Origin of the sequence: Janibacter endophyticus, assembly GCF_016888335.1 — a bacterium.
Lineage (GTDB): Bacteria > Actinomycetota > Actinomycetes > Actinomycetales > Dermatophilaceae > Marihabitans > Marihabitans endophyticum.
The window spans coordinates 229,027-252,639 of record NZ_JAFEJG010000004.1 but is presented as its reverse complement, the minus strand read 5'-3'; the positions used below and the strand labels follow the sequence as shown (position 1 = coordinate 252,639).

The window sequence follows — 23,613 nt, the reverse complement described above, 5'->3', positions numbered from 1 at the left end:
TCAGGTGCTACGGCGGGTGGCGGTGGGGTCGCCGCGGACGGCGAGGGTGGCGAGCAGGCCGGCGACGGCCGGGACGACCGCCGCCATCGCGAGCAGGACGAGCCACGGGATGACCGTCGTCGGCTCGCTCGTCGTGGCGGCACCGCTCGCGGGGTCCCACGACATGCCGGTCAGCGGGTAGGTGATCGCGATGCCCGGCACGAGCCCGACGGCGATCCCGAGGACGACGCCGACGAGCGCGAGGAGCCATGCCTGCGCCCCCGCCATGATCCGCCGGGTCCCGCGCGAGGCACCGACCGCGGAGAGGGTCGCCTGGTCGCGCTCCTGCTCGGCGAGGCTGAGCGCCGCCGACGTGAGCGTCACGACGAGCAGCAGCGCGGTGAAGATCCCGAGGAGCACCGCCATGACCATCCACAGCTCGTTGACGAAGCCGCGCTCGACGGCCACCTGGCCTTCGCCTCCCGCCGCGGCGACGAGCCGCTCCTCCTGCAGATCGGTCAGCGGCCCGCTCGGCGAGTAGACGGCGAGCCCGGCGCCGGTGAGGGCCCATCCGTGCTCCTCGGCCGCCTCGCGCGGCACGAGGAGTCCCGACATCAGGCTGCGCGGCATCGAGTCGCGGTCGTGCTCTCGGGTGACCACCGGCAGGTCGACCGTCGTGACGTCGGTGAGGCGCGCGTCCTCCGCGTACGCGTCCCCGCCGGTGCGGAGGCCGTAGACGACGTTGACGGAGCCGTCGGTGACGAGCCCCTTGTCCGAGGGGAGCGTCATGAGGACGGCACCGCCGCCCCGGACGGTCTCGGCCTCGGCGCCGGTCAGCCCCATGCGCCGGACGATCTCGTCGGCGTCAAGGACGCGGACCGAGCGCCCGGTGCCGCTCGTCTCGCCGACGAGCTGGCAGGGCGAGGACAGGTCCGCGGGGTGGCTCTCCACATCCGGAGGCGCACTCGCCTGCTGCCTCGCCTCCCACTCGCGGTCGCGGAAGGTCTGCTCCGGCGTGCAGCCCACCGGCCGGGCAGCGATGAAGGGGACGCCGCTCCCCGATGTGCCGGGGTCGTTGCTCACGACCCACGTCGGGGCGAAGCGTAGGTCGGGCACGGCCGCGCGGTACCGCTCGAGCGAGGCGGCGGTGGCGCCGGCGTCGGGCCCGATGTCGTAGACCGACGCCTCGCCGACGATCGTCTGCGGCAGGTACTGCTGACGCCGCTGCGCGTTGTCCGACGTCGCGCCGACGAGCCCGATCGTCAGGGCCGCCGTGCCGGCGAGGACGGCCGCGATCGTCGGGGCGCTGCGCGAGCGGTGCCGGGCGAGGTCACGCGTCGCCAGGCGAAGCGGGAGCGGCAGGTGCCCGCCGACCTTGCCGAGGAGGTGGAGGACGGTCGGGACGGTGAGCAGCGCGCCGACGATGAGCGCGACGGCACCGGCGAGGATCTGGGTCTCGGTGCCGGTCGTCTGCGCGCCGGTGATGATCGCCCACCCGCCGACCGCGGCGAGCAGGATCCCGCCGACGGGGAGGAGCCGGTTCGGCGGCGGGGGTACGTGGACGCCCTTCATCGTGCCGACGATGTCGAGCCGCCCGAGGCGGGCGGCGGGGAGGAGTGCGGCGGTCACCGAGCTGATGACGGCGACGGCGACGACCCCGGCCACCTGGCCCCAGGGGATGTCGAGCGGTCCGGTCGTCATCCACTCGCGGTCCTCGGCGACCAGGACGAAGGCGATGGCCGCGAGCACCCCGAGCACGACGGCGAGCGCCGCGCTCAGCCCGCCGAGGACGAGCGCCTGGGCGAGGACGGTGCGCCGCAGCTGGGGTGTCGTCGCGCCGTTGGCGGCGGCCAGGGCGAGCGTGCGCCGTTGCCGGGCCGCGCTCACCGCGAAGGCCGGGCCGATGAGCAGCGTGAGCAGGATGACGAGCACCCCGCCGAGGAGGGCGTAGGCCATCGACGCGCGGGCCTGCCCGAACTGCTCCTGGTCGGCGATCTGCGGGTCGAGCTCGCCGATCGACGGCGGGTTGCGCAGGACCTCGGCGCTCATGACGGGCAGGCCGTAGGCGTTGAGCTCCTGGACCTCCGCCCAGGTCACCGGCGTCTCGCGGTCGACGAGCCAGCCCTGGTCCCAGCTGTCGGCCCACAGCGGGGTGGTCGTCACGAGCTCGAAGCGCGTCCCCCACTCGCCGACGGCCCGGGCCGTCCCGACGACCTCGAGCGACTCCCCCTTCGCCGCCACCTGCGTGAGCCGGCCGCTCGAGGGCAGCCCGCCGTCGACCGCGGAGGGGGACAGGAGGACCTCACCCGGCGCGCTCGGCCACCGCCCGGAGACCAAGGTGACCTTGTCGCCGACTCCACCGGGGTCGCCGATCGCCAGGCTCTGGAGCGTCCGGACCCGGTCGCCCACCTGGACCCGGGTCTCGCCGACGGTGTACGGGACGGCGCGCCCGTCGACGAGCCGGCCGATCGCCTCGGCGTTGTCGAAGGCGGTGCCCCCGTCCTCGAAGCCGGGGATCGGGGTGGCGTCGCCGGACCCGCCGGTGCTGCCGTAACCCGACACGGGGTCGGGGCCCTGGCTGATCTTCTCGGGCACCGGGCCACTGATCGCTGCCTGGGTGCTCCCCAGGGCCCGCGGGATCTTCTCGGCGCCGGTGACCTGGCTCGTCGCGGCGATCGTCATCGCCGCGACGACGAGCATCGCGGGCAGGCCGACCATGAGGAGCACGACGAGGCTGCGCCCACGGTGGCGCCGGACGTCCCGGCGAGCCATCCGCAGGGCGACGCGCCAGGACGAGCGCCACCCGGCGAGGCCGCCCGAGCGGGCGGGAGGGGTGGGAGGAGGCTGACCCCCTGCGGCAGCCTCCTCCCGGTACGGGGACAGCGTGGTGCTCATCGTGGGCCGCCTGCTACCCCCGTGAGGAGGTCTTCGACACCGGTGACCGGGCCGGTGGTGTCGGTGATGAGGCCGTCGCGGATGAAGACCACCCGGTCGGCCCACGCCGCGTGCCGCGCCTCGTGGGTCACGAGCAGGCCGGCGGCGCCGGCGTCGCAGCGCTCGCGGAGCACCCGGAGGACGTCCTCGCCGGTCTGGCTGTCGAGCGCGCCGGTCGGCTCGTCGGCGAGGACGAGCCGGCGGCCGCCGACGAGGGCGCGGGCGATGGCGACGCGCTGCTGCTGGCCACCGGACATCGTGTCCGGGTAACGGTCGGAGAGCTCTTGCAGGCCCATGAGGCCGAGCGCCTCGCGGGCCGAGCGTCGGGCGGAGCGCACGCTCGCGCCGTCGAGCTCGAGGGGGAGGGCCACGTTCTCCGCGCCGGTGAGCGAGGGGATGAGGTTGTAGTCCTGGAAGACGACGCCGATGGAGCGGCGTCGCACCTGGGCGATCCCCTTCGCGCCGAGCGAGCCGAGGTCCTGGCCGTCGACGACGACGGTGCCGGAGGTCGGCCGGTCGAGGCCGCCGGCGAGGTTGAGCAGGGTCGACTTGCCCGACCCGCTCGGACCCATGACGGCGACGAGCTCGCCCGGCATGACGGTCAGGCTCACGCCGCGCAGGGCGTGGACGGCGGCGTCACCCTCGCCGTGGACCCGGGTGGCGTCGGTGATCTGGAGCAGCGGTGGGGTCATCGGGCCACCTCGGTGGTCTCGGTCTGGGTCTCGTCGGCGGTGGGCGAAGGGGTGGACGCTGCGGGCTGGGGGAGGGTCGCCTCGCGGGCCAGCCGGGCCTCGACGTGGTCGAGCCAGCGGACCTCGCCCTCCGCGGCGAAGATGAGGTTCTCCAGGACGAGCACCCAGGCGAGCTCGGTGCGCCCGAGCCGCGCGGTCTCGTCGTCGGCGATCCGCTCGCGCTCCGCGGCGTGGGCCTGCTGCTTGAGCCGGGTGAGGTCGCGCAGCGCGCGCAGGCTCGCGGTGCGCTGGGTCTGGACGACCTGCTCGACGTCGACCCCGGGCGCGGTGACGGCCAGCGCGAGCTTGATGACGAGCTCGTCGCGCGGTGTCGTGTCGCGGACGACGGGCGTCGCCCACCAGGCGACGACCTCGTCGTGGCCGGCGGGGGTGAGCGCGTAGGTGATCCGGCCGTCGTCGTCGGGGCCGCCCCGCTGGACGACGAGCCCGTCGCGCTCGAGGCGGCTCAGCGTGGTGTAGACCTGCCCGATGTTCAGCGGCCAGGTGCCGCCCGTGCGGGACTCGAACTCCGCGCGCAGCTGCGCGCCGTACATCGGCTGCTCGTCGAGCAGTGCCAGCAACCCCAGTCGAACCGACATCTTGTCCCCCTTCGTCCCCCCATACCCGGTATGCACCGGCGTTGAGCGGACGGTATACCCGGTATGTCGCCGGTGGCAAGACGTCGGCCTCGAGCGGGGCGAGGCGAGGCGTAGTGTGCGCCCAGGTCGGCCCACGTCGAGCGAAGGAGGAGCGGGTGCGCGCAGCGCTGCGTCACCGCCGGGGTCAGGCGGTCGCCCTCGTCCTCCTCGCCGCGCTCGTCGCGACGTGCGCGGCCTTCGCGCCCACGTACGCCCGGGCCGTCGACCAGGCGGTGCTCCGCTCGCTCGCCGATGCCTCCGACCCCCAGGCGACGACGACGCACATCAGCCGCCCCCGCACCGCGTCGAGTGCCGACATCACGCCGGAGGTCATCACCGACGCGCTCCCGGCGGCGGTGCTCGCCCTCTCCGGCGAGCCCGTGAGCGGCATGCGCTACGCCCAGCACGTCGTCCCGGCCCCGGGCAAGAAGCCCTCGCCCGTCCTGCTGCGCTCCCGCGACGACCTGTGCGCGCACCTCGAGATCGAGGGCCGCTGCGCGACGGCGGCCGGTGAGCTGCTCGTCTCCGCCGCGGACGCCACGGCCTGGGGGTGGCGTGAGGGCACGACCCTGCGGATCTACCAGGAGAAGCACGACCGTTTCGACGACGAGCGCCCCGACCTCGAGCTGACCGTCGTCGGCATCTACACCGCCCCCGAGGACCCGGGCTACTGGCTCGGCAACCGGCCCGACGGCAAGTCCGGCGTCCCGCAGCCCGACCTCGACAACCTCCCGGGTGTCGACGACCTGCTCACCCCGACCGCGACCTTCGAGGGCACGCTGCCCACCGCGAGCCTGACGACCGACCTGCCCCTCGACCGGGCCGCGGTCACGCTCGACACCCTGCCGGCGGCCGTCGACGGGCTGGCCGCCATGCGCGCCGAGAGCCCCGAGCTCGCCGTCGACCAGCCACTGACCCGGCGCCTCACCGAGCTGCGCGCCGGCCAGGACCAGACCGCGGTCATCGTGCCGCTCGTCATGACCCAGCTCGCGCTGCTCGCGGTCATCGCGCTCTACCTCGTCGCCCGGGGTGCCGTCGACCAGCGGCGGCAGGATCTCGCCCTCGCCCGGCTGCGCGGGCGCTCCGGCGGGGCGGCCCGGCGGATCGTGCTCGCCGAGCTCGGGACGTGCGCGCTCCTCGGCGTGCCCCTCGGGGTTGTCGTCGGGGTCGTCCTCGCCTGGCTGACGGCGGCCCTGACGCTGCCCGCGGTCCCGCGCGAGGTGCCCGCCGGCGTGCTCCCCTGGGCGGGGGGCGCGCTCGTCGTGAGTCTCGCGACGATCGTCCTCGCCACCCGGGGCGTGCACCGCGAGCCGGTGGCCTCCTTGCTCCGGGCCGCCCGTCCCCGACGGGGTGGAGGTGCCGTCGAGGCGACCCTCGGGCTGGCCTCCCTCGCCGCCGTCGCCGCTGTGGCGCTCGGGGTGCTCACCGGACCGGTCACCCTCGCCGCCCCGGTCCTCACCGCCATCGGTGTCGCGCTCCTCGCCTCCGTCCTCCTGCCTCGCCTGGCGGCGGGTGCGGGCGCCCGCGCGGTCCGCCGAGGGTCGGTCGTGCCCGCCCTCACCGCGGGTGGCGTCGGTCGCCGTCCTGGCCCGCGCCGCGTCCTCGTCGCGAGCACCGTCGGGGTGGCGCTGGCGGTCTTCGCGACGACGTGCGTCGTCGTCGCCGACGCCAACCGACTGGCCCGCGCCGAGCTCGAGACCGGCGCCCCGGCCGTGCTCACCGTGTCCGCGGGCGGCCCACGCGAGATCGTCGCCCTGGCCGACGCGGTCCGGGCCGAAGGGGTTGCCGTCACCCCCGTCGTGACCGTCGCCCCGAACGACCCGCAGGCCCCACGCACCATCGCCGTCGACCCGGAGACGATCCGTGGGGTCGCCAACGCCGGTGCGCTGCACGGCATCCCGCTGGGCGATGTCGCGATGACCTCGCAGCCGAGCATCGTCCTCGACGGCGAGCGCCTCACCGGCACGGTGGCCTGGGACCTCGACGGGCGCGGGCAGGACGCGGGCACGGTCCGGCTGCGCCTCGAGGTGACGACGAGCCAGGGGCAGACCCGGGCGCGCGAGCTGGTCATGATGGAGCCTCGCGGTGAGGGCCGGCAGGAGATCGACGTGCCGGTGCTCTGCCCTGGCAGCTGCCGGCTGAGCGCGCTCGTCGTCGAGTGGACCCCGCCCCGGGGTGTCTCGGACGTCACCCTGGACGGGACAGTCACGCTGACCGGCCCCGCCGTGGACGGCACGCCGGTGGACCTCGGGGACCAGGGCACCTGGGCCAAGATCGCCCCCGCAGCGACGACCACGACCGGCGCCGGCCGCGGTTCGGCCACGAGCGCGGAGGAAGTCACCGGTGACCGGCTCGTCTTGCGCCTCCAGGCCGCCGACGGCGCCGACGTCCGGCTCGGCGTCACCGACGTCCCCCGCCCCATCCCCGTCGTCGCGACCCGTGGCATCGACGGCTCGGTGACCCCCGACCGGCTCACCGTGCTCACCCCCGACGGCCTGCAGACGGACGCCCAGCGCCGTGGGCAGACCGACGTCCTGCCCGCCGTGACCGACCGGGGCGTCCTCGTGGGACTGCCGACCCTGGCTCGTCTCGGCGGCGGCTTCGACGACCGCGCACGGGCCCAGCTCTGGCTCGCCGACCCCGCCGCAGTCGACACCGTCCGTGCCGTCCTCGAGCGCGAGGGGACCCCCCTTCGCTCCATCGCGACGACGGCCGAGGCCGAGCGCGGCTACGACGAGTCCGCCTCGGGCTGGGGGCTGCGGCTCGCCGCGCTCGCCGGGGTGGTCGGTCTGCTCCTCGCCGGGCTCGTCGCCGTCGTCACGGCCGTCACCGGCTGGCGCCAGGTGGTGCGGGACGGGGCCTCGCTGCTCCTCTCCGGCGTCTCGCCGCGGGCGGTCCGCTCCGCGATCCGCCGGGAGCAGCTCGTCGTCGCAGCAGTCGCCCTCGTGCTGGGGACGCTCGCGGGTCTCGTCGGGGCACGCATCGCGCTGCCGTCGGTACCGCTCTTCGTCGACGGGGTGCTCGTCCCCGAGCCCTCCACCGCGATCCCGTGGGTGCCGGTCGCGCTCACCGTCCTCGGCAGCGCCGTCGTCCTGCTCGGTGTCGCGCTCGTCATCGGCCGGGCCCTCGCCGCACGCACCCAGCCGGCCGCCGCCCGGGAGCTCGCATGAGCACCGGCCTGCCGGTCCGGACGCAGGGGCTCGTCCACATCTACCGCGCCGAGGGCCACGACGTCGCGGCCCTCTCCGGCGTCGACCTCGTCGTCGGGCCGGGGGAGCGGATCGCGCTGCTCGGGCCGAGCGGGTCCGGCAAGTCGACGCTCCTCGGGCTGCTCGGCGGCCTCTTGCGCCCGAGCGCCGGGCGGATCCACGTCGGTGACCACGAGCTGTCCGCGATGACCGACGAGGAGATCGACGCCTACCGCGCGACCGAGGTCGGCATCCTGCTGCAGGGCGCACGACGCAACCTGCTGCCCTATCTCACGCCCCGGGAGAACCTCGTCTTCGCGTCCCGCTCCGCAGCCCGTAGGGGCCGTGAGCTGCCCGAGCCGGCCGAGGTCCTTCGCCTCGTCGGTCTCGAGGGACGCGAGGACGACCCCCTCGCCCGGCTCACCCCCGGCCAGCTGCAGCTCGCGGCGCTCGGGGTCGCGATGTCGACCTCGCCCGGCCTGCTGCTCGCCGACGAGCCGACGAGCCAGCTCGACCACGGCGCCCGCGACACGGTGCTCGACGCACTCGCGCATACCGCCGCCACCCTCGGGACGACGGTCGTCGTCGTCACCCACGACCCGGCCGTCGCCGCCGCCTTCCCGCGCACCGTCACGATCCGCGACGGTCGGGTCGGGGGCGAAGGGAGATCCGGCGAGGAGTACGCGGTCGTCTCGGCCGACGGGTCGCTGCCGCTGCCCGCCGAGGTGCTCGCCACCGTCCCGCCCGGCACGCTCGTGCGGGTGCACCATGAGGAGGGCGGCTCGTGGTCGCTGCGTCCGGTGCTCGAGGAGGACCCGTCATGACGATCGGCTCTCAGGGGGCGGGCGCGCAGGGAGCGCGTGCCCAGGGCGTGTCGGCCCGTGGCATCGGGGTCCGGTACGGCGCGGCCGTGGCCCTCGAGGGCGTCGACCTCGTCGCGGGGCCCGGCACCGTCACGGCGGTCACCGGGCACTCCGGCGCCGGCAAGACCTCGCTGCTCTGGGCCCTTGCGGGTCTGCTGCCCTCCGGCGTCGACGGCGAGATCGAGATCGGTCCGCGCAGCCTCGTCGCCCAGGGCAGCGCGCTGAGCACGATCCTCACCGCCCGTGAGTGCGTCGCGCTGCCGTTGCTCGACCTCGGGGTCAGCGGCGCCGACGCTGTCGCGAGCGCGGACCGGGCGCTCGCCGAGGTGGGGCTCGAGGAGTCCGGGTCCCACCTCTCCGAAGAGCTCTCCGGCGGTCAGCAGCAGCGCGTCGCCGTCGCGCGGGGCATCGCCCTCACCCGCGCGCTGCTTGCCCGCGGCGCCGCCGTGCTGCTCGCCGACGAGCCCACCTCGGAGCTCGACCACGACAACCGCGAGCGGGTCGTCGCGCTGCTCCGTGGGCTCGCCGACGAGGGGGCCTGCGTCGTCGTCACCACGCACGACCCGGAGGTCGCCGAGGCCGCCGACGCGGTCCTGGCGCTCGACGTCTGATCACAGCTGCCCGGGCACGGTTGCCGTGCGCTGTCCGGGCACGGTTGCCGTGCGCTGTGGGGTGGGTCAGGGGAGCAGCAGGAGCTTGCCGATGTGGCCGCTGGCCTCCATGTCGCGATGCGCCTGGGCGGCGTCGGCGAGCGGGTAGGTCTGGTGGACCACCGGGCGGACGGTGCCGTCCTCGAGGAGCGGCCAGACGTGCTCGCGGACGGCCGCGACGATCGCGGCCTTCTCCTCCGCCGGGCGAGCCCGCAGCGAGGTCGCGATGACGGCGCCGCGCTTGCTCAGCAGCTTGCCGAGGTCGAGCTCGCCCTTGCGGCCACCCATGAGCCCGATGACGACGAGGCGCCCGGCCGTGGCGAGGGCATCGACGTTGCGGCCGAGGTACTTCGCGCCGATGTTGTCGAGGATGACGTCGGCGCCACGACCGTCGGTCTCCTCACGGACGCGCTCGACGAAGTCCTCATCCTGGTAGGAGATGGCGACGTCGGCACCAAGATCGCGGCAGGCCTGGAGCTTCTCCTCCGAGCCGGCGGTCACAGCGACGCGCGCGCCGAGGGCCTTCGCCAGCTGGATCGCCATCGTGCCGATCCCCGACGACCCACCGTGGACGAGGAGGGTCTCCCCGGGCTGGAGGCCAGCGGTCATGAAGACGTTGCTCCACACGGTGCACACGACCTCGGGCAGCCCCGCGGCATCGGTGAGGCTCACCCCCGTCGGCACGGGGAGGACCTGTGCCGCCGGCACGGCGACCGCCTCGGCGTACCCGCCGCCGTCGATGAGGGCGCAGACCTCGTCCCCGACGGCCAGGCCGTCCACCCCTTCGCCCAGCGTGGCCACGGTGCCGCTCACCTCGAGCCCGGGCAACGGGGAGGCCCCCTGGGGCGGCGGGTAGAAGCCGAGACGCTGCATGACGTCGGCGCGGTTGACGCCCGCGGCGGCGACGTCGAGGACGACCTGACCGGGCCCCGCGGTCGGTCGGTCCTCCTCCGTCAGGGTGAGGACGTCGGCGTCACCGGGCTCAGAGATCGAGATCGCTCGCATGACCCCACCCTAGGAGGGGCGACCTCAGGAGAGGGTCAGACCTCGCCCTTCTGGAGCTCGGTCGGCAGGTGGCCGGCGGAGCGCTGGTAGATCTGGGCGGCCTTGCGGGTGGCGAAGGTCCGCGCCACGCCCATCGCGAGCCCGGCGAGCGCGGCGTAGGCGAGCGCCTCGACGACCGGGCTGTCGGGGTCGCGGGGGTCGATCTCCGCGTCGCGGCCGGCCTTCTTCCAGATCGCGGTGATGGCCTTGTTGGCGACCATGCCGGCGAGGATCGCCGACCCCGTGCCGAGGACCTTCCAGAGTGCGTTGCCCATGACTTCCTCACGTCGTCCGAAGTGACTGCCTACGAAGCGTGCCACAGGAGTGGGCTATCATCGCCGCTTGTACGACAGGGGAGCGCCCGATGGCGCTGAGAGTGCGGATCCGCCGCAGACCCTCCGACCTGATCCGGTTCGCACCGGCGTAGGGAGTCTTTGATGACGAAGCAGTCCACCCGTCCGTCCCGGCCCGCCCGCGCGCTCGCGCTCACGGCCGTCGCCACGCTCGCCCTCGGGGCATGCTCGCTCGGCGGGGGTGACCCCGACCCGACCTCGGCCGCCACCTCCGCCGCCACCGGCGCCGAGGACGCCAGGCGCTGCACCGGCGACGGCGCGCTCACCGTCCTGACCCACGAGTCTTTTGTGCTGCCCGACGAGGCGAAGGCGGCCTTCGAGGAGGAGACCGGCTGCACCCTCAAGGTCGTCACCGCTGGTGACGCCGGGCTGCTGACGAACCGCCTCGTCCTCACGAAGAACAGCCCGGTCGCCGACGCCGTCTTCGGTATCGACAACACCTTCGCCGGCCGCGCCGTGAGCGAAGGGGTGCTCGAGGCGTATGAGCCCGAGCTGCCCGATGGCGCCGCCGACCACGCCCTCCCCGGCGACGGTGCGAGGGTCCTCGCCCCGGTCGACTTCGGCGACGTGTGCGTCAACATCGACGACACGTGGTTCGCGAAGGAGAAGGTCGACCCGCCGGTCACCCTCGACGACCTCACCAAGCCCGAGTACAAGGACCTCTTCGTCACCCCCGGTGCCTCGAGCTCGAGCCCGGGCCTGGCCTTCCTCCTCGCGACCGTCGCGGCGAAGGGGCAGGAAGGAGACGGCGGGTGGCAGCAGTACTGGCGCGACCTCATGGACAACGGCACGAAGATCACCTCGGGCTGGTCCGACGCCTACGGCGTCGACTTCACCGCCGGCGAGGGCCAGGGCGACCGGCCGATCGTCCTGTCGTACGCGAGCTCGCCGCCCTTCACCGTCCCCGAGGGCGGCTCGAAGCCGACGACCTCGGCGCTGCTCGAGACCTGCTTCCGCCAGGTCGAGTACGCGGGCGTCGTCAAGGGCACGAAGCAGCCGGCCGGGGCGCGGGCCTTCGTCGACCTCATGCTCAGCGAGGACGTCCAGGCGGGCATCCCCGAGTCGATGTACATGTACCCGGCCTCCTCGGCCGTCGAGCTGCCGGAGGAGTGGGCGCGCTGGGCGAAGACCGCCGAGCAGCCCCTGACGGTCGACCCGGCAACGATCGAGGAGCAGCGGGAGACCTGGCTGCGCGAGTGGACCGACATCACCTCCTGACCCGGCCCGCGGCGCGGGCAGCCCTGCTCGCGCTGCTGCCGCTCGCCTTCCTCGGCGTCTTCTTCGTCCTGCCGCTCGGCGGGATGCTCCAGCGGGGCTTCGTCGTCGACGGGGCGCTCGAACTGTCGGGGGTCGGGGATGTCCTCGGACGGTCACGGACCGCCCGGGTGCTCGCCTTCACCGCGGGGATCTCGGCTCTCGCGACAGCAGTGACGCTCGCGCTCGGGGTGCCGACCGCGTATGCGCTCTACCGGCTCGCCCTGCCCGGGGCCGGGGTGCTGCGCGCCCTCGTCGTCATGCCCTTCGTCATGCCGGCGGTCGTCGTCGGCGTGCTCTGGCGTGGGCTGCTCGCCCCGTCCGGCCCGCTCGGGTGGCTCGGGCTCGACGGGTCGTGGGTCGCGATCCTCCTCGCGATGGTCTTCTTCAACGTCAGTGTCGTCGTCCGCACGGTCGGCGCCGCGTGGGGGGGCCTGGACCCGCGGGCCGCGGAGGCGGCGGCCGCCCTCGGTGCCTCGCCGGCGCAGGTCCTGCGGACGGTGACCCTGCCGGCCCTGCGCCCGTCGATCATCTCGGCGGCGAGTGTCGTCTTCCTCTTCTGCTCGACGGCCTTCGGTGTCGTCCTCACCCTCGGCGGTCTGCGCTACGCGACGGTCGAGACGGAGATCTACCTGCTCACGACCTCACTGCTCGACCTCCAGGGCGCGGCGGTGCTCTCGGTGCTCCAGCTCGTCGTCGTCGTCACCCTGCTCCTCGTCACCGAGCGCGCCCGGGCACGGGCCCGTGGGGTCCGTCGTCGGGCACGGGCGCGGCTGCGGCTCACGGCGATCCGCGCTCAGCACCTCCCCTCGCTCGCCGTCCTCGCCGCCGTCGTCGTGCTCGTCCTCGCCCCCCTCGTCGGCGGTCTGGCCCGCTCGCTGCGACGCGGTGACGCGTGGACCCTCGCGAACTACCGCGACCTCGCCGCCGTCGACCCCGGCGTCGGGGTGACCGCGTGGGAGGCCCTCGGCACGTCGTGGCGGATAGCCGTCGACGCCGCCCTCCTCGCGCTCGTCCTCGGGCTGCTCGTCTCGCTCGCCGTGACCCGCCGTCCCCGCTCGCGCGCCGGCCACTCGCTGCTTGCCGGGCTCGACGCGGCCTTCATGCTTCCCCTCGGAGTCTCGGCGGTGACGATCGGCTTCGGTTTCCTCATCACCCTCGACCGTCCGCCCCTGGACCTGCGTTCCTCGCCGGTGCTCATCCCGATCGCCCAGGCGATGGTCGCCCTGCCGCTCGTCGTCCGCACGATCGCCCCGGTCCTGCGCGACGTCGACCCGCGCCAGGGTGAGGCGGCGGCGACCCTGGGCGCGGGACCCCTTCGCTCGTGGGCGACGGTCGAGCTGCCCGTCCTGTGGCGCCCGCTGCTCGCTGCCGTCGGCTTCGCCCTGGCCGTCTCGCTCGGCGAGTTCGGCGCGACCGCTTTCCTCGCCCGCCCAGACGAGCCGACCCTGCCGGTCCTCGTGTACACGCTCATGGGTCGGCCCGGTGCGGTCGCGCAGGGCACGGCGATGGCCGCCGCGGTCGTCCTCGCCGCGGTCACCGTCGGCGTGATGGGACTCGTCGAGCGGCTGCGCCTGGGATCAGTCGGGAGCTTCGGATGAGCGAAGGGGGACTGACCGTCGACGCCGTGACCGTCCGCTTCGGGGCTCTTGCCGCGGTCGACGACGTCAGCCTGCGGCTGCCGACGGGGCGGGTCCTCGCGGTGCTCGGCCCCTCCGGGTGCGGCAAGTCGACTCTCCTGCGCGCTGTGGCCGGGCTCGAGCCGCTCGCGGCGGGACGGATGCTCTGGGACGGGGAGGATCTCGCGCGGACACCCACGCACCGGCGGGGTTTCGCGATGATGTTCCAGGACGGTCAGCTCTTCGGGCACCTGTCCGTGGCCCGGAACGTCGGCTACGCGCTGCGGCTGCAGGGTCTGCGCGGGACCGAGCTCGACGCGGAGGTCGACCGATTGCTCGACCTCGTCGGGCTCGCCGGCCGTGGGGGCGACGATCCGCTGACCCTCTCCGGAGGGCAGCAGCAGCGCGTCGCGCTCGCCCGCGCACTCGCAGCCCGGCCCCGGCTGCTCCTCCTCGACGAGCCGCTCTCCGCGCTCGACCGCGAGCTCCGTGAGCGACTGGCCGGGGACCTTCGCCAGGTCCTCACCGACACCGGGACGACCGCCATCCTCGTGACCCACGACCACGGCGAGGCCGAGGTGATCGCCGACGAGACACGACGGATGGACGCGGGGCGGCTGCTGCCCCCTTCGTGACCCGAGGACGGCACGATGGGTGGATGGCCACGCTCCTCGTCGTCCACCACTCGCCGACCCGCTCGATGGAGGCGTTGCTGCAGGCCTGTCTCGCCGGGGCCCACGACGACGAGATCGACGGGGTCGAGGTCGTCGTCAAGGACGCGCTCGAGGCGAGCGCCGACGACGTGCTCGCCGCCGACGGCTACGTCCTCGGCACGACCGCGAACTTCGGGTACATGTCCGGCGCGCTCAAGCACTTCTTCGACAGCACCTTCCTCGCGGTCGGCGGTGCGCTCGGCGACGACGGTCAGGGTGCGGGTGCCAGCGGCCCGAAGAAGCCCTTCGGCCTGTACGTCCACGGCCGGTACGACACGACCGGCGCAGTCCGCTCGGTGCACGGGATCGTCCAGGCGCTCGGTTGGGAGCAGTCCTTCGGCGACGTCGAGGTCCTCGGCGACGTCGACGCGGACGCCGAGGGCCGGGTCCGCGATCTCGGCGCGACCCTGGCGGCGCTGCTCAGCTGACGCGCCAGGCTCAGGCGTGGCGGGGGGCGTAGCGGCTGTGCCGCGGGGCGTAGCGCGCGTTGGCGCGGCGCCGCGCGAGGACGAGGCCGCCGACGAGCAGGACGTAGCCGACCAGGGCGACCCAGCCGCCGATGATGCCGACCGCGGACCCGAGCAGGACGGCACCGGTGACGATCGCCGCGACGGCCACAAGGTTGCGGCGCACGGCGGCGAGCGACTGCGGGCTGGCGTGACGGTGCCGGGTGCGCGAGGTGGTCGACGGGACGGGCGAAGGGGTCCGTGTCGCGGGCGCAGCGACCGTCGGCTGCGTCGGGACGCGGCTGGCCGGAGCGGCGAAGGCGGCCACAGGCGGCACGACCTCGGGCAGCGCGACGGGCACGAGGACGGTCTCGCTCATCTGGAGCCGCGGGATGACGGCGGTGTCGACGTCGTCGGCGTCCTCGTCGTACCAGGCGTTGAGCAGGTCGACCTCGAAGGAGTCGTACGTCAGCTCTGCCGGTGCCGACGGGGCCCCCTGGGCGGTGCGCTCGCTCATGGTCGCGATTGTCTCGTGGCGCCCTCAGCTCCTCGGGCTGCCACGCCGGGCCTCGGCCACCCTTTTCGCCGCGGCGTCGCGCTCACGACCCCTTCGCCTGGCTTCCTGACGGGCAGCAGAGGCCCGCTCGCGGGCCGCCGCGAGGGCCGCCTCCGCGTCCTGGAGCTCCGTCGTCGCCTGGGCCAGCTCGGCCTCCGCCGTCTGGAGGCGTACCTGCGCCTCGTGGGTCACGCGGGCGTGCTCGGCCTCGGCCCGGGCCAGTGCGGACGCGGCGAGGTCGTGCTCGTCGGGATCCGCTGCGTCGGTCCCGCCCTCGTCGTCACCGCCTGCGTCGTCACCGCCTGCGTCGTCACCGCCCTCGTCGTCACCGCCGGTGACGACTCGCAGCCGCGCCCGCGTCGCGACGGCGTCGTCGATGTCGACCTCGCCGAAGCCCGAGTAGCTGAGTGTCTTGACGAGCATCCCCGAGGCCAGTGCGGCCTGGCTCTCGACATCGGCGAGCGCGGCGATGACGGTCGCGCTCACCTCGTCCGCGCCGGCCTGGCTCAGCGACCTCCCGTGCTCCTCGGCGACGTCGCGGACAGCAGCGACGCAGTCGCGCAGGACCGCGTCCCGCTCGGGTCGCAGCTCGCGCAGCGCGGTCATGTCGGCCGCGGCCTGCGCGGCGCGCATGCGCCGGCCGAGGTCGTCGACCGTCGCGACGACGTCCGTGTGCTCCCGCGCGAGCTGGTTGAGCAGCCACGCGGTGACCGTGGGCTTGCGGAGTGCCTTGATCTCGGCGGCGGCGGGGCGCCCGGCCGCCTGCGCCAGCCGGGTCCGCACGGCGACGAACTCCTCCAGCGGTGCGGCGTAGAGCTCGGTCACCGCCTCGTCGAGGTCCATCGCACGATGATCACACCTCGAGCGTCCCGACCGCGACCTACAGTCAGCCCATGACCGCCGGCCCGACGCGTCCCTCCTTCGTCCCGGTGGCCGTGAGTGCCCTGGTCGGGGCGGTCACCCTGACCCTGCTTCTCGTCGGGGCGGCGAAGGGGTGGCTCGGCCCGGACGTCGACCGTGGCGGGTTCTTCTGCGAGGCCGAGCGGGACTGCCTGCTCAAGCAGCCGGCAAACTCGCTGAGCAACCTCGGCTTCGTCGTCGCCGGCCTCGCGATCGCCTGGCACGCCCGGCGACCGGAGGGGCAGCTGGCCCGGCCCCGTCTCGCGACCCTCATGGCGGTCGTCGTCACGCTCCTCGGCCCGGCGTCGATGGCGATGCACGCGACCGAGTCAGCCCTCGGCGGACGTCTCGACATGCTCTCGATGTACCTCGTCGCGGGCTTCGCCACGGCCTACGCGGTGATGCGGCTCGTCGGTGGCGGCGTCGTCCTCGCGGGCACGGTCTTCGTCGGGCTCGTCGTGCTCTGCGAGGTGGTCGCGACGGCCGGGAGCGTGCCGGTCGTCGGGCACACCGGCAACGCGGTCTTCGCCGCGCTGCTCGTGGCGACGGCCGGCATCGAGCTCGCCCTGCGCAGCCGCCGCCGGCGGGACGACCGCTGGGGGTACTGGGCGGTGGGTGCTCTGCTGGCCGCCTTCGGGATCTGGCTCCTCTCGCACGACGGTGGCCTGCTCTGCGACCCGCACTCGTTCCTCCAGGGCCACGCGGTATGGCACCTGCTGTGCGCGGTCGCCGCGTACTGCCTCTACCGGCTCTACGCGAGCGAGCGCTGCGGGACGACCTGATCCTGCGTGACGCGGGCGGTGCGGCGGCGATCGCCTGGTGCATCGGCCGCTCGCTCATCTCGCAGAACTCCCTCGTCGACAGCCTCTCCGCGCTCTCGATCGTCGTCGCACTCTCCTACGGCCGATAGGCCCTGCAACCGCGCTCAGCGACCTAGGATCCCGCGCCATGGGCACCTTCTCGATCACGCGCGACATCATGATCGCCGCACCCCGTGAGCGCGTCTACGCGCTCGTCGACGATCTGCGCGAGTGGGAGCGCTGGTCGCCGTGGGAGGCGCTCGACCCGTCGATGTCGCACGAGTACACCGGCCCGGGCCGCGGCGTCGGCGCTCGTCACTGCTGGGTCGGCAACAAGGACGCCGGGGAGGGCGAGATGCTCATCACCGACTCGAGCCCCGACGGGGTCAGCCTGGACCTGCACTTCGTCAAGCCCTTCCGCGCGCAGAACGCCGTGCGCATCGGCCTCGAGGAGGTCGACGCAGGCACGCGGGCGGTCTGGACGATGACCGGTCGGCAGAACCCGCTGATGAAGGTGCTCTTCGCCGTCATGCGCGTGGAGAACCGGCTCGGCAAGGACTTCGAGCGGGGCCTGGCCCAGCTCAAGGCGCAGGCCGAGCTGACCTGAGCCGTCGGCGGGGTCACGCAGAGCCCCTGCCCTCCGCGCGCGTGGCCTCGTCGAAGCGCGCCCGGAGCCGGTCGGTCATCGCCCGCACGATGTCGGGCTCGATCTTCGTGACCCGCCGGTCGTAGGTGAGCAGGCCGTTGCTCTCCTCCTCGACGTCCGTGAGCTGGGTGTAGACGACCGCCGCGAGCCCCCGCTCGATCGCCGGACCGACCTGGTCGTCGTGGAGGCGGATGAAGGCCTCCTCGAAGCGGTCGCGGTCGGCGATCCGCCGGTACCCGAACTCCTCGTCGCTCCACACGTGCCCCGCGACGCGGTGGCTGTAGCCGCCGTACTCGCTGAGCACCGCAGCGCGCGGGTCGTGCTCGTCGCGCCGCGAGAGCCGGTACCGCCGGAAGTACACGTGCCGGCTCGCCATGTCGCCGCCGCCCTGGTCGTGCCACCCGCTCGCGTGGTCGACGACCCGCGTCGGGTCGAGACGGCGCACCCGCCGCGCGACGGCGCTCGCGTCGAACTGCCCCCACCCCTCGTTGAAGGGCACCCACACGACGACGCTCGGGCTCGACCGCAGCAGCTCGACCATCGCGTCGAGCTCGGCGAGCAGCTCCGCGCGACCCGCCGCGTCCTGTCGGCCGAAGAGCCGGTACCGCCGGTCGTCCAGGCGAAGGGGGAGCAGCGCCGGCGCGGTGACCACGGCCGGCTTGTGCCGCCGTCCGCCGTTGACCGCGTCCTGCCACACGAGCATCCCGAGCCGGTCGCAGTGGTGGTACCAGCGCAGCGGCTCGACCTTGATGTGCTTGCGCAGCATGGTGAACCCCATGGCGCGTGCGGTCTCGATCTCGTGGGCCATCGCCTCGTCCGAGGGTGCCGTGGCGAGCCCGTCGGGCCACAGCCCCTGGTCGAGCAGCCCGACGTGGAGGTACGGCTCGCCGTTGAGCAGCAGGCGCGTCCGCCCGGCCTCGTCGAGCCCGACGCCGACCGAGCGCATCCCGGCGTAGCTCGTCACCCGGTCCTCTCCGAGGGTCACCTCGACGTCGTGGAGGTACGGGTCCTCTGGTGACCACCGGCGCACGTCCGGGCCGAGCGGCAGCCGGGTCGGGACACCGACCGGCACCTCCGCCTCGGCGACCGTCACGTCACCCGCCCGGACGACGACCCGGGCGGGCCCCCCTTCGCCCTGGCCGCCGGCGACGACGGTGACCTCGAGGTCGCCCTGCGGGAGGTGGGGGGTGAGGACGAGGCGGTCGACCCACGGGGCCGGCACCGACTCGAGCCAGACCGTCTGCCAGATCCCGGCGAAGGGGGTGTACCAGATGCCGCCGGGCTCGAGGGTCTGCTTGCCGCGGCTGCGGAAGGAGGTATCGGTGACGTCGCGGACGCGGACGACGAGCTCGCGGGCGAGCCCTTCGGCGAGGTGGTCGGTGACGTCGAGGACGAAGGGGAGGTAGCCGCCCCGGTGCCCGCCGACGTGCTGCCCGTCGACCCAGACCTCACAGTCCTGGTCGACGGCGCCGAGGTGGAGCAGCACGCGGTCGCGCCGCCAGCCGGCGGGCAGGGTGACGCTCCGGCGGTACCAGAGGTGCTCGTCGGGCCGGATCGTGCGGCCGACGCCGGACAGCGGCGCCTCCGGGGCGAAGGGGACGAGGATCGGGCCGTCCCAGATGTCCGGTGGGTCGGTGGTCGAGGCGGAGGTGACCGCGTGCTCCCACCGGCCGTTGAGGTTGAGGTAGGAGTCGCGGACGAGCTGCGGCCGCGGGTGCTCCTGGAGGACGGCGTCGGGGTCGAGGGCCTCGCCCCACGGGGTGATCACGGGTGGACCTCCTGGGTCTCCTCGGGTCGGGCGACCGAGCCGTGCCGGCGGAGCAGGTGCATCGGGACGACGACGAGCAGCACGACGACCGCGGCGGCGAGGAAGATCCACGGCGAGGGCACCTGCCGGACCACGCCGAGGTCGACGTAGGTCTCGTCGGCGCCGGCGATGACCGCGGCGCCGACGAAGGGGCCGAGGACCATCGGCACGAGCACGACGAAGATCATCCGCAGCCCCTGGACCTGCCCGGCCCGGTCGGTGGGCGTGAGGTTGCGGACCGTGGCGGACAGAGCCGCGGTCGCGAGGAGCATCCCGCCCATCGCGACGACACCGGCGAGCATCACCGCGGCCATGCCGCGCGCGGGGACCATGAGGAGCAGGCCGACGACGTAGAGGGCCGCGGCCGGGAGCACCCCGCGGTCCGCGCCGACCCGGTCGAGGAGCCGCCCGCCGAGGACGCTGACGACCGCGGCCCCGACGAGCACGACCGCGAGGACGAGCGCGTAGCCGTCGATCCGCAGGAAGCGCTGGACGTAGATGATGAGGAAGGGCAGGAAGACCTGCGCGCTCGTCGCGACGACGAGCCAGGCCACCAGCGTGAGGTAGAGGCGCGGGGACTCGCGGACCGTGCTCGGCCGCAGCCCGTGGAGCACCGACGAGAGGTAGCCGCCGCTCGGCGTCGGCCGTGGGCTCTCGCGCAGCCCGACGAGCGCGACGACGCCGACGAGGGTCGTCACCCCGCCGACGAGGAGGAAGAAGGTGCGCCACTCGCCCGCCCGCGTCAGCGGGTCGAGCGCGCCGAAGACGATGAGCATCGCGAGCAGCGGCATCGTCATGAGCACGCCGTCGACGCGGCCGCGGTTGGTCTGCGTCGTCGAGTCGGTGACCCAGGCCTGGAAGGCGGCGTCGTTGGCCGTCGCGCCGAAGGCGCTCATGACGCAGTCGAGGGCGATGATCGCGACCACCGCGACGGCCACCGCCTGCCCCGCGGGCGCCAGCGCACCCACCGTGTCCGTCCCGACCCAGCCGAAGGCCGCGGTCGAGAGGCCCCACAGGATGTAGCCGCCGGCGATGAAGGGCCGGCGTCGACCCCTTCGGTCCGAGGCGGCGCCCGCGAGCATCGTCGCGAGGGTCGCCGCGACCGCGCTCGCCGCGACGAGCGCGGCGAGGACCGTGGGGGAGTCGGTGATCGTGTCGTAGACGTAGACGTTGAGGTACATGTTCTCCACCGCCCAGGCGACCTGGCCGACGAGCCCGAGCAGCACGACCCACGGCCAGAAGCGGGGAGAGGAGGTGACCACGCGGTCACCCTGCCACGACGGCCGGTGCGGGACACCCCCTTCGGCTGCCTAGGCTGTGCCGGTGAGCGAGGCGACAGGGGTGACAGGGGAGCGCTCGCCGATCCCGCAGCAGGTCTGGGTGCTCGTCGCTGCGGCCTTCGCGATCGCGCTCGGCTTCGGGCTCATCACCCCGGTCCTGCCGGCGTACGCACGCAGCTTCGACGTCGGGGTGGCGGCGGCCTCGGTCGTCGTGTCGGCGTTCGCCTTCTTCCGGCTCGTCTTCGCCCCGGCCGGCGGGTCGCTCGTCGCGCGGCTCGGGGAGCGTCCGGTCTACCTCGCGGGCCTCGTGATCGTCGCGCTGTCGTCCTTCGCGACGGCGATCGCGTCGTCGTACACCGAGCTGCTCATCTATCGCGGGCTCGGCGGGCTCGGGTCGACGATGTTCACGGTCTCGGCGATGTCGCTGCTCGTGCGGCTCTCGCCCCCGGCGATCCGCGGGCGGGTCGCGTCGGCGTACGGCAGCGCCTTCCTCATCGGCGGGATGATCGGGCCGGTCCTCGGTGGCTTCCTCGCCGAGCTCGGCTACCGCGTCCCCTTCGTCCTCTACGGCGTCGCGATCCTCGCGGCCGCGGCGATGGTCGCGTGGTTCCTCCGAGGCGCGCGGCTGCGGCCGGCGGCGAAGGGGGACGAGGCGCCCCCGATGCCCTTCCGGGAGGCGGTGGGATCGTCGACGTACCGCGCGGCGTTGGCCTCCGGTTTCGCGAACGGGTGGGCGAACTTCGGTGTGCGCGTGGCGATCCTGCCGCAGTTCGCGGTCGCGGTGCACGATGCGACGTGGGTCGCGGGGGCGGCGCTCGCAGTGTCGGCGGTCGGGACGGCGGCGGCCCTCCAGGTCGCCTCCCGGTACACGGACTCGTGGGGCCGGCGGCCGATGGTCCTCGTCGGTCTGGCGGTCACCGCCGTCGGGCTTGGGCTCATCGGCCTCAGCTCGAACCTCGTCGTGCTCCTCGCGCTCTGCGCCGTCTCAGGTGTCGGCGCAGGCCTGGTCAACCCGGCGCAGCAGGCGGCCGTCGCCGATGTCGTCGGGCAGGACCGCTCCGGAGGCAAGGTGCTCGCGTCCTTCCAGATGTTCCAGGACGGCGGGGCGATCCTCGGTCCGGTGCTCATCGGAGTCGTCGCCGACCAGCTCGGCTGGGCCGAGGCATTCGCCGTGACGGCGGTGATCTCGGTGCTCGCGATCGGGCCGTGGCTGAGCGCGGCGGAGACGGCTCCCGATCGTCGCCGCTGAGGCGGGTCCGGAGCGTTAACCCTCCGGGCGGGCCAGGGGGCCCGCCCGGCCGGAGGATCTCGTCAGGCGGTCTCGTCCGGCTTCCCCGTGCCGGGCTGGACGGTCCACTCCGGAGGCCCGTCCGCGCCGGAGTCCTCGTCGCGCTCGGCGTCCTCGAAGGTCTGCTGGACGATGCCCTGCGCGTGGTGCGTGGGGGCGTAGACGGCGTAGACCTGCATCGGCTCGTCGCCGGTGTTGATGACGTCGTGCCACATGCCGGCCGGGACCTGGATAGACCAGCCGTCCGAGACCTCCTGCTCGAAGTCGAGGTTGTCCTTGCTCGGGCCCATGACGCAGCGACCCTGCCCGGCGTCGAGGCGGAGGAACTGGTCGGTCTCGGGGTGGGTCTCGAGGCCGATCGACTCGCCGACCGGGATGGACATGAGCGTGACCTGGAGGTACTTGCCGGTCCACGCGACGGTCCGGTACGTCGTGTTCTCAGTGGTCGCGGTCTCGATGTCGAAGGCGTTGGGCTTCGGACCGTTGTCGGTGATCTTCATGCGAGTCGCTCCTTGTCCGTGGGGTGGTCGGGTGGTCTGCCAACCACCCTACGCAGGGGGTGGGACACGCTGCCCGAGTGCGCACGTGTCACCCCCGACGTGCACCCTCGTCACGACTCCTCCGGCGGGGCGTCGTAGTCGTGCTTCCTCCTTACCTCGTCCCTGAGCTCATCGATCGTCGCGCGGTATCGGGGGTGTGTCGTCGAGGCGAGGTCGTCGAGCATCGCTGCCAGGGCCGCTGGGATGCGCAGCGAGTCCTGCCCGTAGTGGGCGATCTCTCGGACCATGGTCGTCAGGAGGTCCTCGATGCGCTGGGGCCGGTGGACGAGCCGGACGACGTCCTCGGAGTCGACGACGTACGGGCTGGGGGCGGAGCGCTGGACCAGGTGCCGCCCCACCCGGTGCAGCTCGTGGATGACCTCAACAGCGGTAGTCGGGTCGTTGATGCCGGGGGAGAGGGCGCGTTCGGCGATGTCGACAAGTTGTCGGATGCCGAAGCCGACCTCCTGGTTCATCGTCCGTGCCGACCCGAGCCGGACCGCCCGGTCGATGACCCGGTACTGGTCGTGGCTGAGGTCGTGGTCGCCCCAGACCCGGGCGATGACGGAGCCTTCGACGACCCAGGCGCCGACCGGGACGAGCAGCTGGATGACGGTGTCGTGCTCCTGGGCGAGCTCGACGAGCCGGCGGTAGTCGACCCGGGCCACGTGGCCGTGCCGGTCCTTCGCGATGACGTCCACGTGACGGGTCCCCGGCGATGGTGACCAGGTGCGACCGAGGTCGTCGGCGCCCTCGTCGGCCTCGACCGGGTAGACGTCGGCGACCCCGCGGACGGTACGTTCGCCGATCGCCGAGATCACCTCGGAGACCTGGATGGTCGTCGTGATGTGGTGGATGAAGGCGAGGAAGCAGGCCACTGACGCGAGGACGAGGACGAAGGCGAGCGAGACGGAGAGCTGAGGGACGAAGGGATCGGAGCCCTCGTACCCGCCCCGCACCGACCGCAGCACGGTGAGGCTGAAGACGAAGGATGCCGTGAAGACCCCGAGCGTGATCTGCGTGACCCTGCTGGAGAGGAAGTCGCCGAGGACCCGCGGCGTGAACTGGCTGCTCGCCAGCTGCAGGACGACCATCGTGATGGAGAAGACGAGCCCGGTCACGGAGATCATCGCGCTGGCGATGGTGCCGAGGACCGACCGAGCCCCGTCGGGTCCGCCCTGGAAGACCCAGGGGACGTGCTCGGCGATCCGCCCGTCGACGACCGGCAGGGCGACGCCGAGCGCGAGCGCGACGAGGACGATCGCGAGCGGGAGCGCCCAGAAGGGCTGCCACAGCCGCGCCCACGTCGATGGCGGCGTGACGATCGGGACGTCGCCACGAGCCGGCTCACGATTGCTCATGCCCCCGATCCTGCCTCAGCAGGC

The 23,613-nt window shown here is 73.8% G+C and carries 21 protein-coding genes and 1 riboswitch; of the genes, 10 read left to right on the top strand and 11 right to left on the bottom strand.

Going from position 1 to position 23,613, the window contains the following annotated elements; all coding sequences use genetic code 11:
* Genes JNO54_RS01245 through JNO54_RS01235 form a run of 3 tightly spaced genes read right to left on the bottom strand, consistent with a single transcriptional unit; the run spans position 1 to position 4,243 of the window.
* The gene (locus tag JNO54_RS01245; RefSeq protein WP_204142257.1) at positions 1-2,874 is read right to left on the bottom strand and encodes an FtsX-like permease family protein; all 2,874 of its coding nucleotides are present in this window, start codon (positions 2,872-2,874) and stop codon (positions 1-3) included.
* Complete coding sequence (locus tag JNO54_RS01240; RefSeq protein ID WP_204142256.1) at positions 2,871-3,605, bottom strand: ABC transporter ATP-binding protein; 735 nt, start codon at positions 3,603-3,605, stop codon at positions 2,871-2,873. The genes JNO54_RS01245 and JNO54_RS01240 overlap by 4 nt, the downstream gene beginning before the upstream one ends.
* Positions 3,602-4,243, bottom strand: a complete 642-nt coding sequence (locus JNO54_RS01235; RefSeq protein WP_204142255.1) for a PadR family transcriptional regulator — start codon at positions 4,241-4,243, stop codon at positions 3,602-3,604. Before JNO54_RS01235 ends, JNO54_RS01240 begins: the two co-directional genes overlap by 4 nt.
* A gap of 155 nt (positions 4,244-4,398) precedes the next feature.
* On the opposite strand from JNO54_RS01235, the gene JNO54_RS01230 reads away from it, so the two are divergent.
* From JNO54_RS01230 to JNO54_RS01220, 3 genes are read left to right on the top strand one after another with little or no spacing between them, the layout of a single operon-like run.
* Positions 4,399-7,452, top strand: a complete 3,054-nt coding sequence (locus JNO54_RS01230; protein ID WP_204142254.1) for an FtsX-like permease family protein — start codon at positions 4,399-4,401, stop codon at positions 7,450-7,452.
* Entirely contained in the window at positions 7,449-8,294 is an 846-nt protein-coding gene (locus JNO54_RS01225) for an ABC transporter ATP-binding protein (RefSeq protein WP_204142253.1), read from the top strand. The genes JNO54_RS01230 and JNO54_RS01225 overlap by 4 nt, the downstream gene beginning before the upstream one ends.
* Positions 8,291-8,944 (top strand): ABC transporter ATP-binding protein, encoded by a 654-nt coding sequence (locus tag JNO54_RS01220; RefSeq protein ID WP_204142252.1) that lies wholly within the window; start codon positions 8,291-8,293, stop codon positions 8,942-8,944. Before JNO54_RS01225 ends, JNO54_RS01220 begins: the two co-directional genes overlap by 4 nt.
* Before the next feature lie 66 nt (positions 8,945-9,010).
* Here JNO54_RS01220 and JNO54_RS01215 read toward each other — a convergent pair whose 3' ends face one another.
* Together JNO54_RS01215 and JNO54_RS01210 are read right to left on the bottom strand one after the other, a co-directional pair.
* The gene (locus tag JNO54_RS01215) at positions 9,011-9,988 is read right to left on the bottom strand and encodes an NAD(P)H-quinone oxidoreductase (RefSeq protein WP_204142251.1); all 978 of its coding nucleotides are present in this window, start codon (positions 9,986-9,988) and stop codon (positions 9,011-9,013) included.
* A 35-nt stretch (positions 9,989-10,023) separates the two neighbouring features.
* On the bottom strand, positions 10,024-10,302 hold the full coding sequence (locus tag JNO54_RS01210) for a DUF4235 domain-containing protein (protein ID WP_204142250.1): 279 nt from the start codon (positions 10,300-10,302) through the stop codon (positions 10,024-10,026).
* Positions 10,303-10,368: 66 nt separating this feature from the next.
* Positions 10,369-10,474: riboswitch (TPP riboswitch) on the top strand.
* Between JNO54_RS01210 and JNO54_RS01205 the strand changes: the two genes are divergently transcribed.
* The 4 genes from JNO54_RS01205 to JNO54_RS01190 all read left to right on the top strand — a co-directional run bounded on the left by JNO54_RS01205 (position 10,465) and on the right by JNO54_RS01190 (position 14,394).
* The gene (locus JNO54_RS01205) at positions 10,465-11,598 is read left to right on the top strand and encodes a thiamine ABC transporter substrate-binding protein (protein ID WP_204142249.1); all 1,134 of its coding nucleotides are present in this window, start codon (positions 10,465-10,467) and stop codon (positions 11,596-11,598) included. (Overlaps the previous riboswitch by 10 nt.)
* Positions 11,577-13,235 carry an ABC transporter permease gene (locus tag JNO54_RS01200; protein WP_307817996.1) on the top strand — a complete coding sequence of 553 codons (1,659 nt, stop codon included), beginning with the start codon at positions 11,577-11,579 and terminating at the stop codon, positions 13,233-13,235. Before JNO54_RS01205 ends, JNO54_RS01200 begins: the two co-directional genes overlap by 22 nt.
* On the top strand, positions 13,232-13,888 hold the full coding sequence (locus JNO54_RS01195) for an ABC transporter ATP-binding protein (protein WP_204142248.1): 657 nt from the start codon (positions 13,232-13,234) through the stop codon (positions 13,886-13,888). The genes JNO54_RS01200 and JNO54_RS01195 overlap by 4 nt, the downstream gene beginning before the upstream one ends.
* Before the next feature lie 23 nt (positions 13,889-13,911).
* Positions 13,912-14,394 (top strand): flavodoxin family protein, encoded by a 483-nt coding sequence (locus JNO54_RS01190; protein WP_204142247.1) that lies wholly within the window; start codon positions 13,912-13,914, stop codon positions 14,392-14,394.
* Positions 14,395-14,404: 10 nt separating this feature from the next.
* Here JNO54_RS01190 and JNO54_RS01185 read toward each other — a convergent pair whose 3' ends face one another.
* Both JNO54_RS01185 and JNO54_RS01180 read right to left on the bottom strand, forming a co-directional pair.
* A complete protein-coding gene (locus tag JNO54_RS01185) occupies positions 14,405-14,929 on the bottom strand; it encodes a hypothetical protein (protein WP_204142246.1) in 525 nt (174 codons plus the stop codon).
* 24 nt (positions 14,930-14,953) lie between these two features.
* Complete coding sequence (locus tag JNO54_RS01180) at positions 14,954-15,811, bottom strand: hypothetical protein (protein ID WP_204142245.1); 858 nt, start codon at positions 15,809-15,811, stop codon at positions 14,954-14,956.
* Positions 15,812-15,861: 50 nt separating this feature from the next.
* Here JNO54_RS01180 and JNO54_RS01175 point away from each other — a divergent pair, with 50 nt between their 5' ends.
* Positions 15,862-16,650 carry a ceramidase domain-containing protein gene (locus tag JNO54_RS01175; protein ID WP_204142244.1) on the top strand — a complete coding sequence of 263 codons (789 nt, stop codon included), beginning with the start codon at positions 15,862-15,864 and terminating at the stop codon, positions 16,648-16,650.
* A gap of 166 nt (positions 16,651-16,816) precedes the next feature.
* Positions 16,817-17,275: an SRPBCC family protein gene (locus JNO54_RS01170; protein ID WP_204142243.1), complete on the top strand. Its 459-nt coding sequence runs from the start codon at positions 16,817-16,819 to the stop codon at positions 17,273-17,275.
* A gap of 13 nt (positions 17,276-17,288) precedes the next feature.
* Here JNO54_RS01170 and JNO54_RS14865 read toward each other — a convergent pair whose 3' ends face one another.
* Positions 17,289-19,082 (bottom strand): glycoside hydrolase family 2 protein, encoded by a 1,794-nt coding sequence (locus JNO54_RS14865; RefSeq protein WP_204142242.1) that lies wholly within the window; start codon positions 19,080-19,082, stop codon positions 17,289-17,291.
* The gene (locus JNO54_RS01160; RefSeq protein WP_307817995.1) at positions 19,079-20,383 is read right to left on the bottom strand and encodes an MFS transporter; all 1,305 of its coding nucleotides are present in this window, start codon (positions 20,381-20,383) and stop codon (positions 19,079-19,081) included. The genes JNO54_RS14865 and JNO54_RS01160 overlap by 4 nt, the downstream gene beginning before the upstream one ends.
* 61 nt (positions 20,384-20,444) lie before the next feature.
* Here JNO54_RS01160 and JNO54_RS01155 point away from each other — a divergent pair, with 61 nt between their 5' ends.
* Positions 20,445-21,650: an MFS transporter gene (locus JNO54_RS01155; RefSeq protein ID WP_204142241.1), complete on the top strand. Its 1,206-nt coding sequence runs from the start codon at positions 20,445-20,447 to the stop codon at positions 21,648-21,650.
* 62 nt (positions 21,651-21,712) lie between these two features.
* Here JNO54_RS01155 and JNO54_RS01150 read toward each other — a convergent pair whose 3' ends face one another.
* Positions 21,713-22,189, bottom strand: coding sequence for a cupin domain-containing protein (locus JNO54_RS01150; protein ID WP_204142240.1), 477 nt, complete (start codon positions 22,187-22,189; stop codon positions 21,713-21,715).
* Positions 22,190-22,299: 110 nt separating this feature from the next.
* Positions 22,300-23,589, bottom strand: coding sequence for a DUF2254 domain-containing protein (locus tag JNO54_RS01145; protein WP_204142239.1), 1,290 nt, complete (start codon positions 23,587-23,589; stop codon positions 22,300-22,302).
* Between the last annotated feature and the right edge of the window lie 24 nt (positions 23,590-23,613).

Coding starts and splice junctions, on each gene's coding strand:
- JNO54_RS01215 (WP_204142251.1), bottom strand. CDS start 9,988: ATGCGAGCGATCTCGATCTCTGAGCCCGGTGACGCCGACGTCCTCACC.
- JNO54_RS01190 (WP_204142247.1), top strand. CDS start 13,912: ATGGCCACGCTCCTCGTCGTCCACCACTCGCCGACCCGCTCGATGGAG.
- JNO54_RS01225 (WP_204142253.1), top strand. CDS start 7,449: ATGAGCACCGGCCTGCCGGTCCGGACGCAGGGGCTCGTCCACATCTAC.
- JNO54_RS01205 (WP_204142249.1), top strand. CDS start 10,465: ATGACGAAGCAGTCCACCCGTCCGTCCCGGCCCGCCCGCGCGCTCGCG.
- JNO54_RS01175 (WP_204142244.1), top strand. CDS start 15,862: ATGACCGCCGGCCCGACGCGTCCCTCCTTCGTCCCGGTGGCCGTGAGT.
- JNO54_RS01195 (WP_204142248.1), top strand. CDS start 13,232: ATGAGCGAAGGGGGACTGACCGTCGACGCCGTGACCGTCCGCTTCGGG.
- JNO54_RS01210 (WP_204142250.1), bottom strand. CDS start 10,302: ATGGGCAACGCACTCTGGAAGGTCCTCGGCACGGGGTCGGCGATCCTC.
- JNO54_RS01235 (WP_204142255.1), bottom strand. CDS start 4,243: ATGTCGGTTCGACTGGGGTTGCTGGCACTGCTCGACGAGCAGCCGATG.
- JNO54_RS01240 (WP_204142256.1), bottom strand. CDS start 3,605: ATGACCCCACCGCTGCTCCAGATCACCGACGCCACCCGGGTCCACGGC.
- JNO54_RS01170 (WP_204142243.1), top strand. CDS start 16,817: ATGGGCACCTTCTCGATCACGCGCGACATCATGATCGCCGCACCCCGT.
- JNO54_RS01150 (WP_204142240.1), bottom strand. CDS start 22,189: ATGAAGATCACCGACAACGGTCCGAAGCCCAACGCCTTCGACATCGAG.
- JNO54_RS01185 (WP_204142246.1), bottom strand. CDS start 14,929: ATGAGCGAGCGCACCGCCCAGGGGGCCCCGTCGGCACCGGCAGAGCTG.
- JNO54_RS01245 (WP_204142257.1), bottom strand. CDS start 2,874: ATGAGCACCACGCTGTCCCCGTACCGGGAGGAGGCTGCCGCAGGGGGT.
- JNO54_RS01145 (WP_204142239.1), bottom strand. CDS start 23,589: ATGAGCAATCGTGAGCCGGCTCGTGGCGACGTCCCGATCGTCACGCCG.
- JNO54_RS01180 (WP_204142245.1), bottom strand. CDS start 15,811: ATGGACCTCGACGAGGCGGTGACCGAGCTCTACGCCGCACCGCTGGAG.
- JNO54_RS01220 (WP_204142252.1), top strand. CDS start 8,291: ATGACGATCGGCTCTCAGGGGGCGGGCGCGCAGGGAGCGCGTGCCCAG.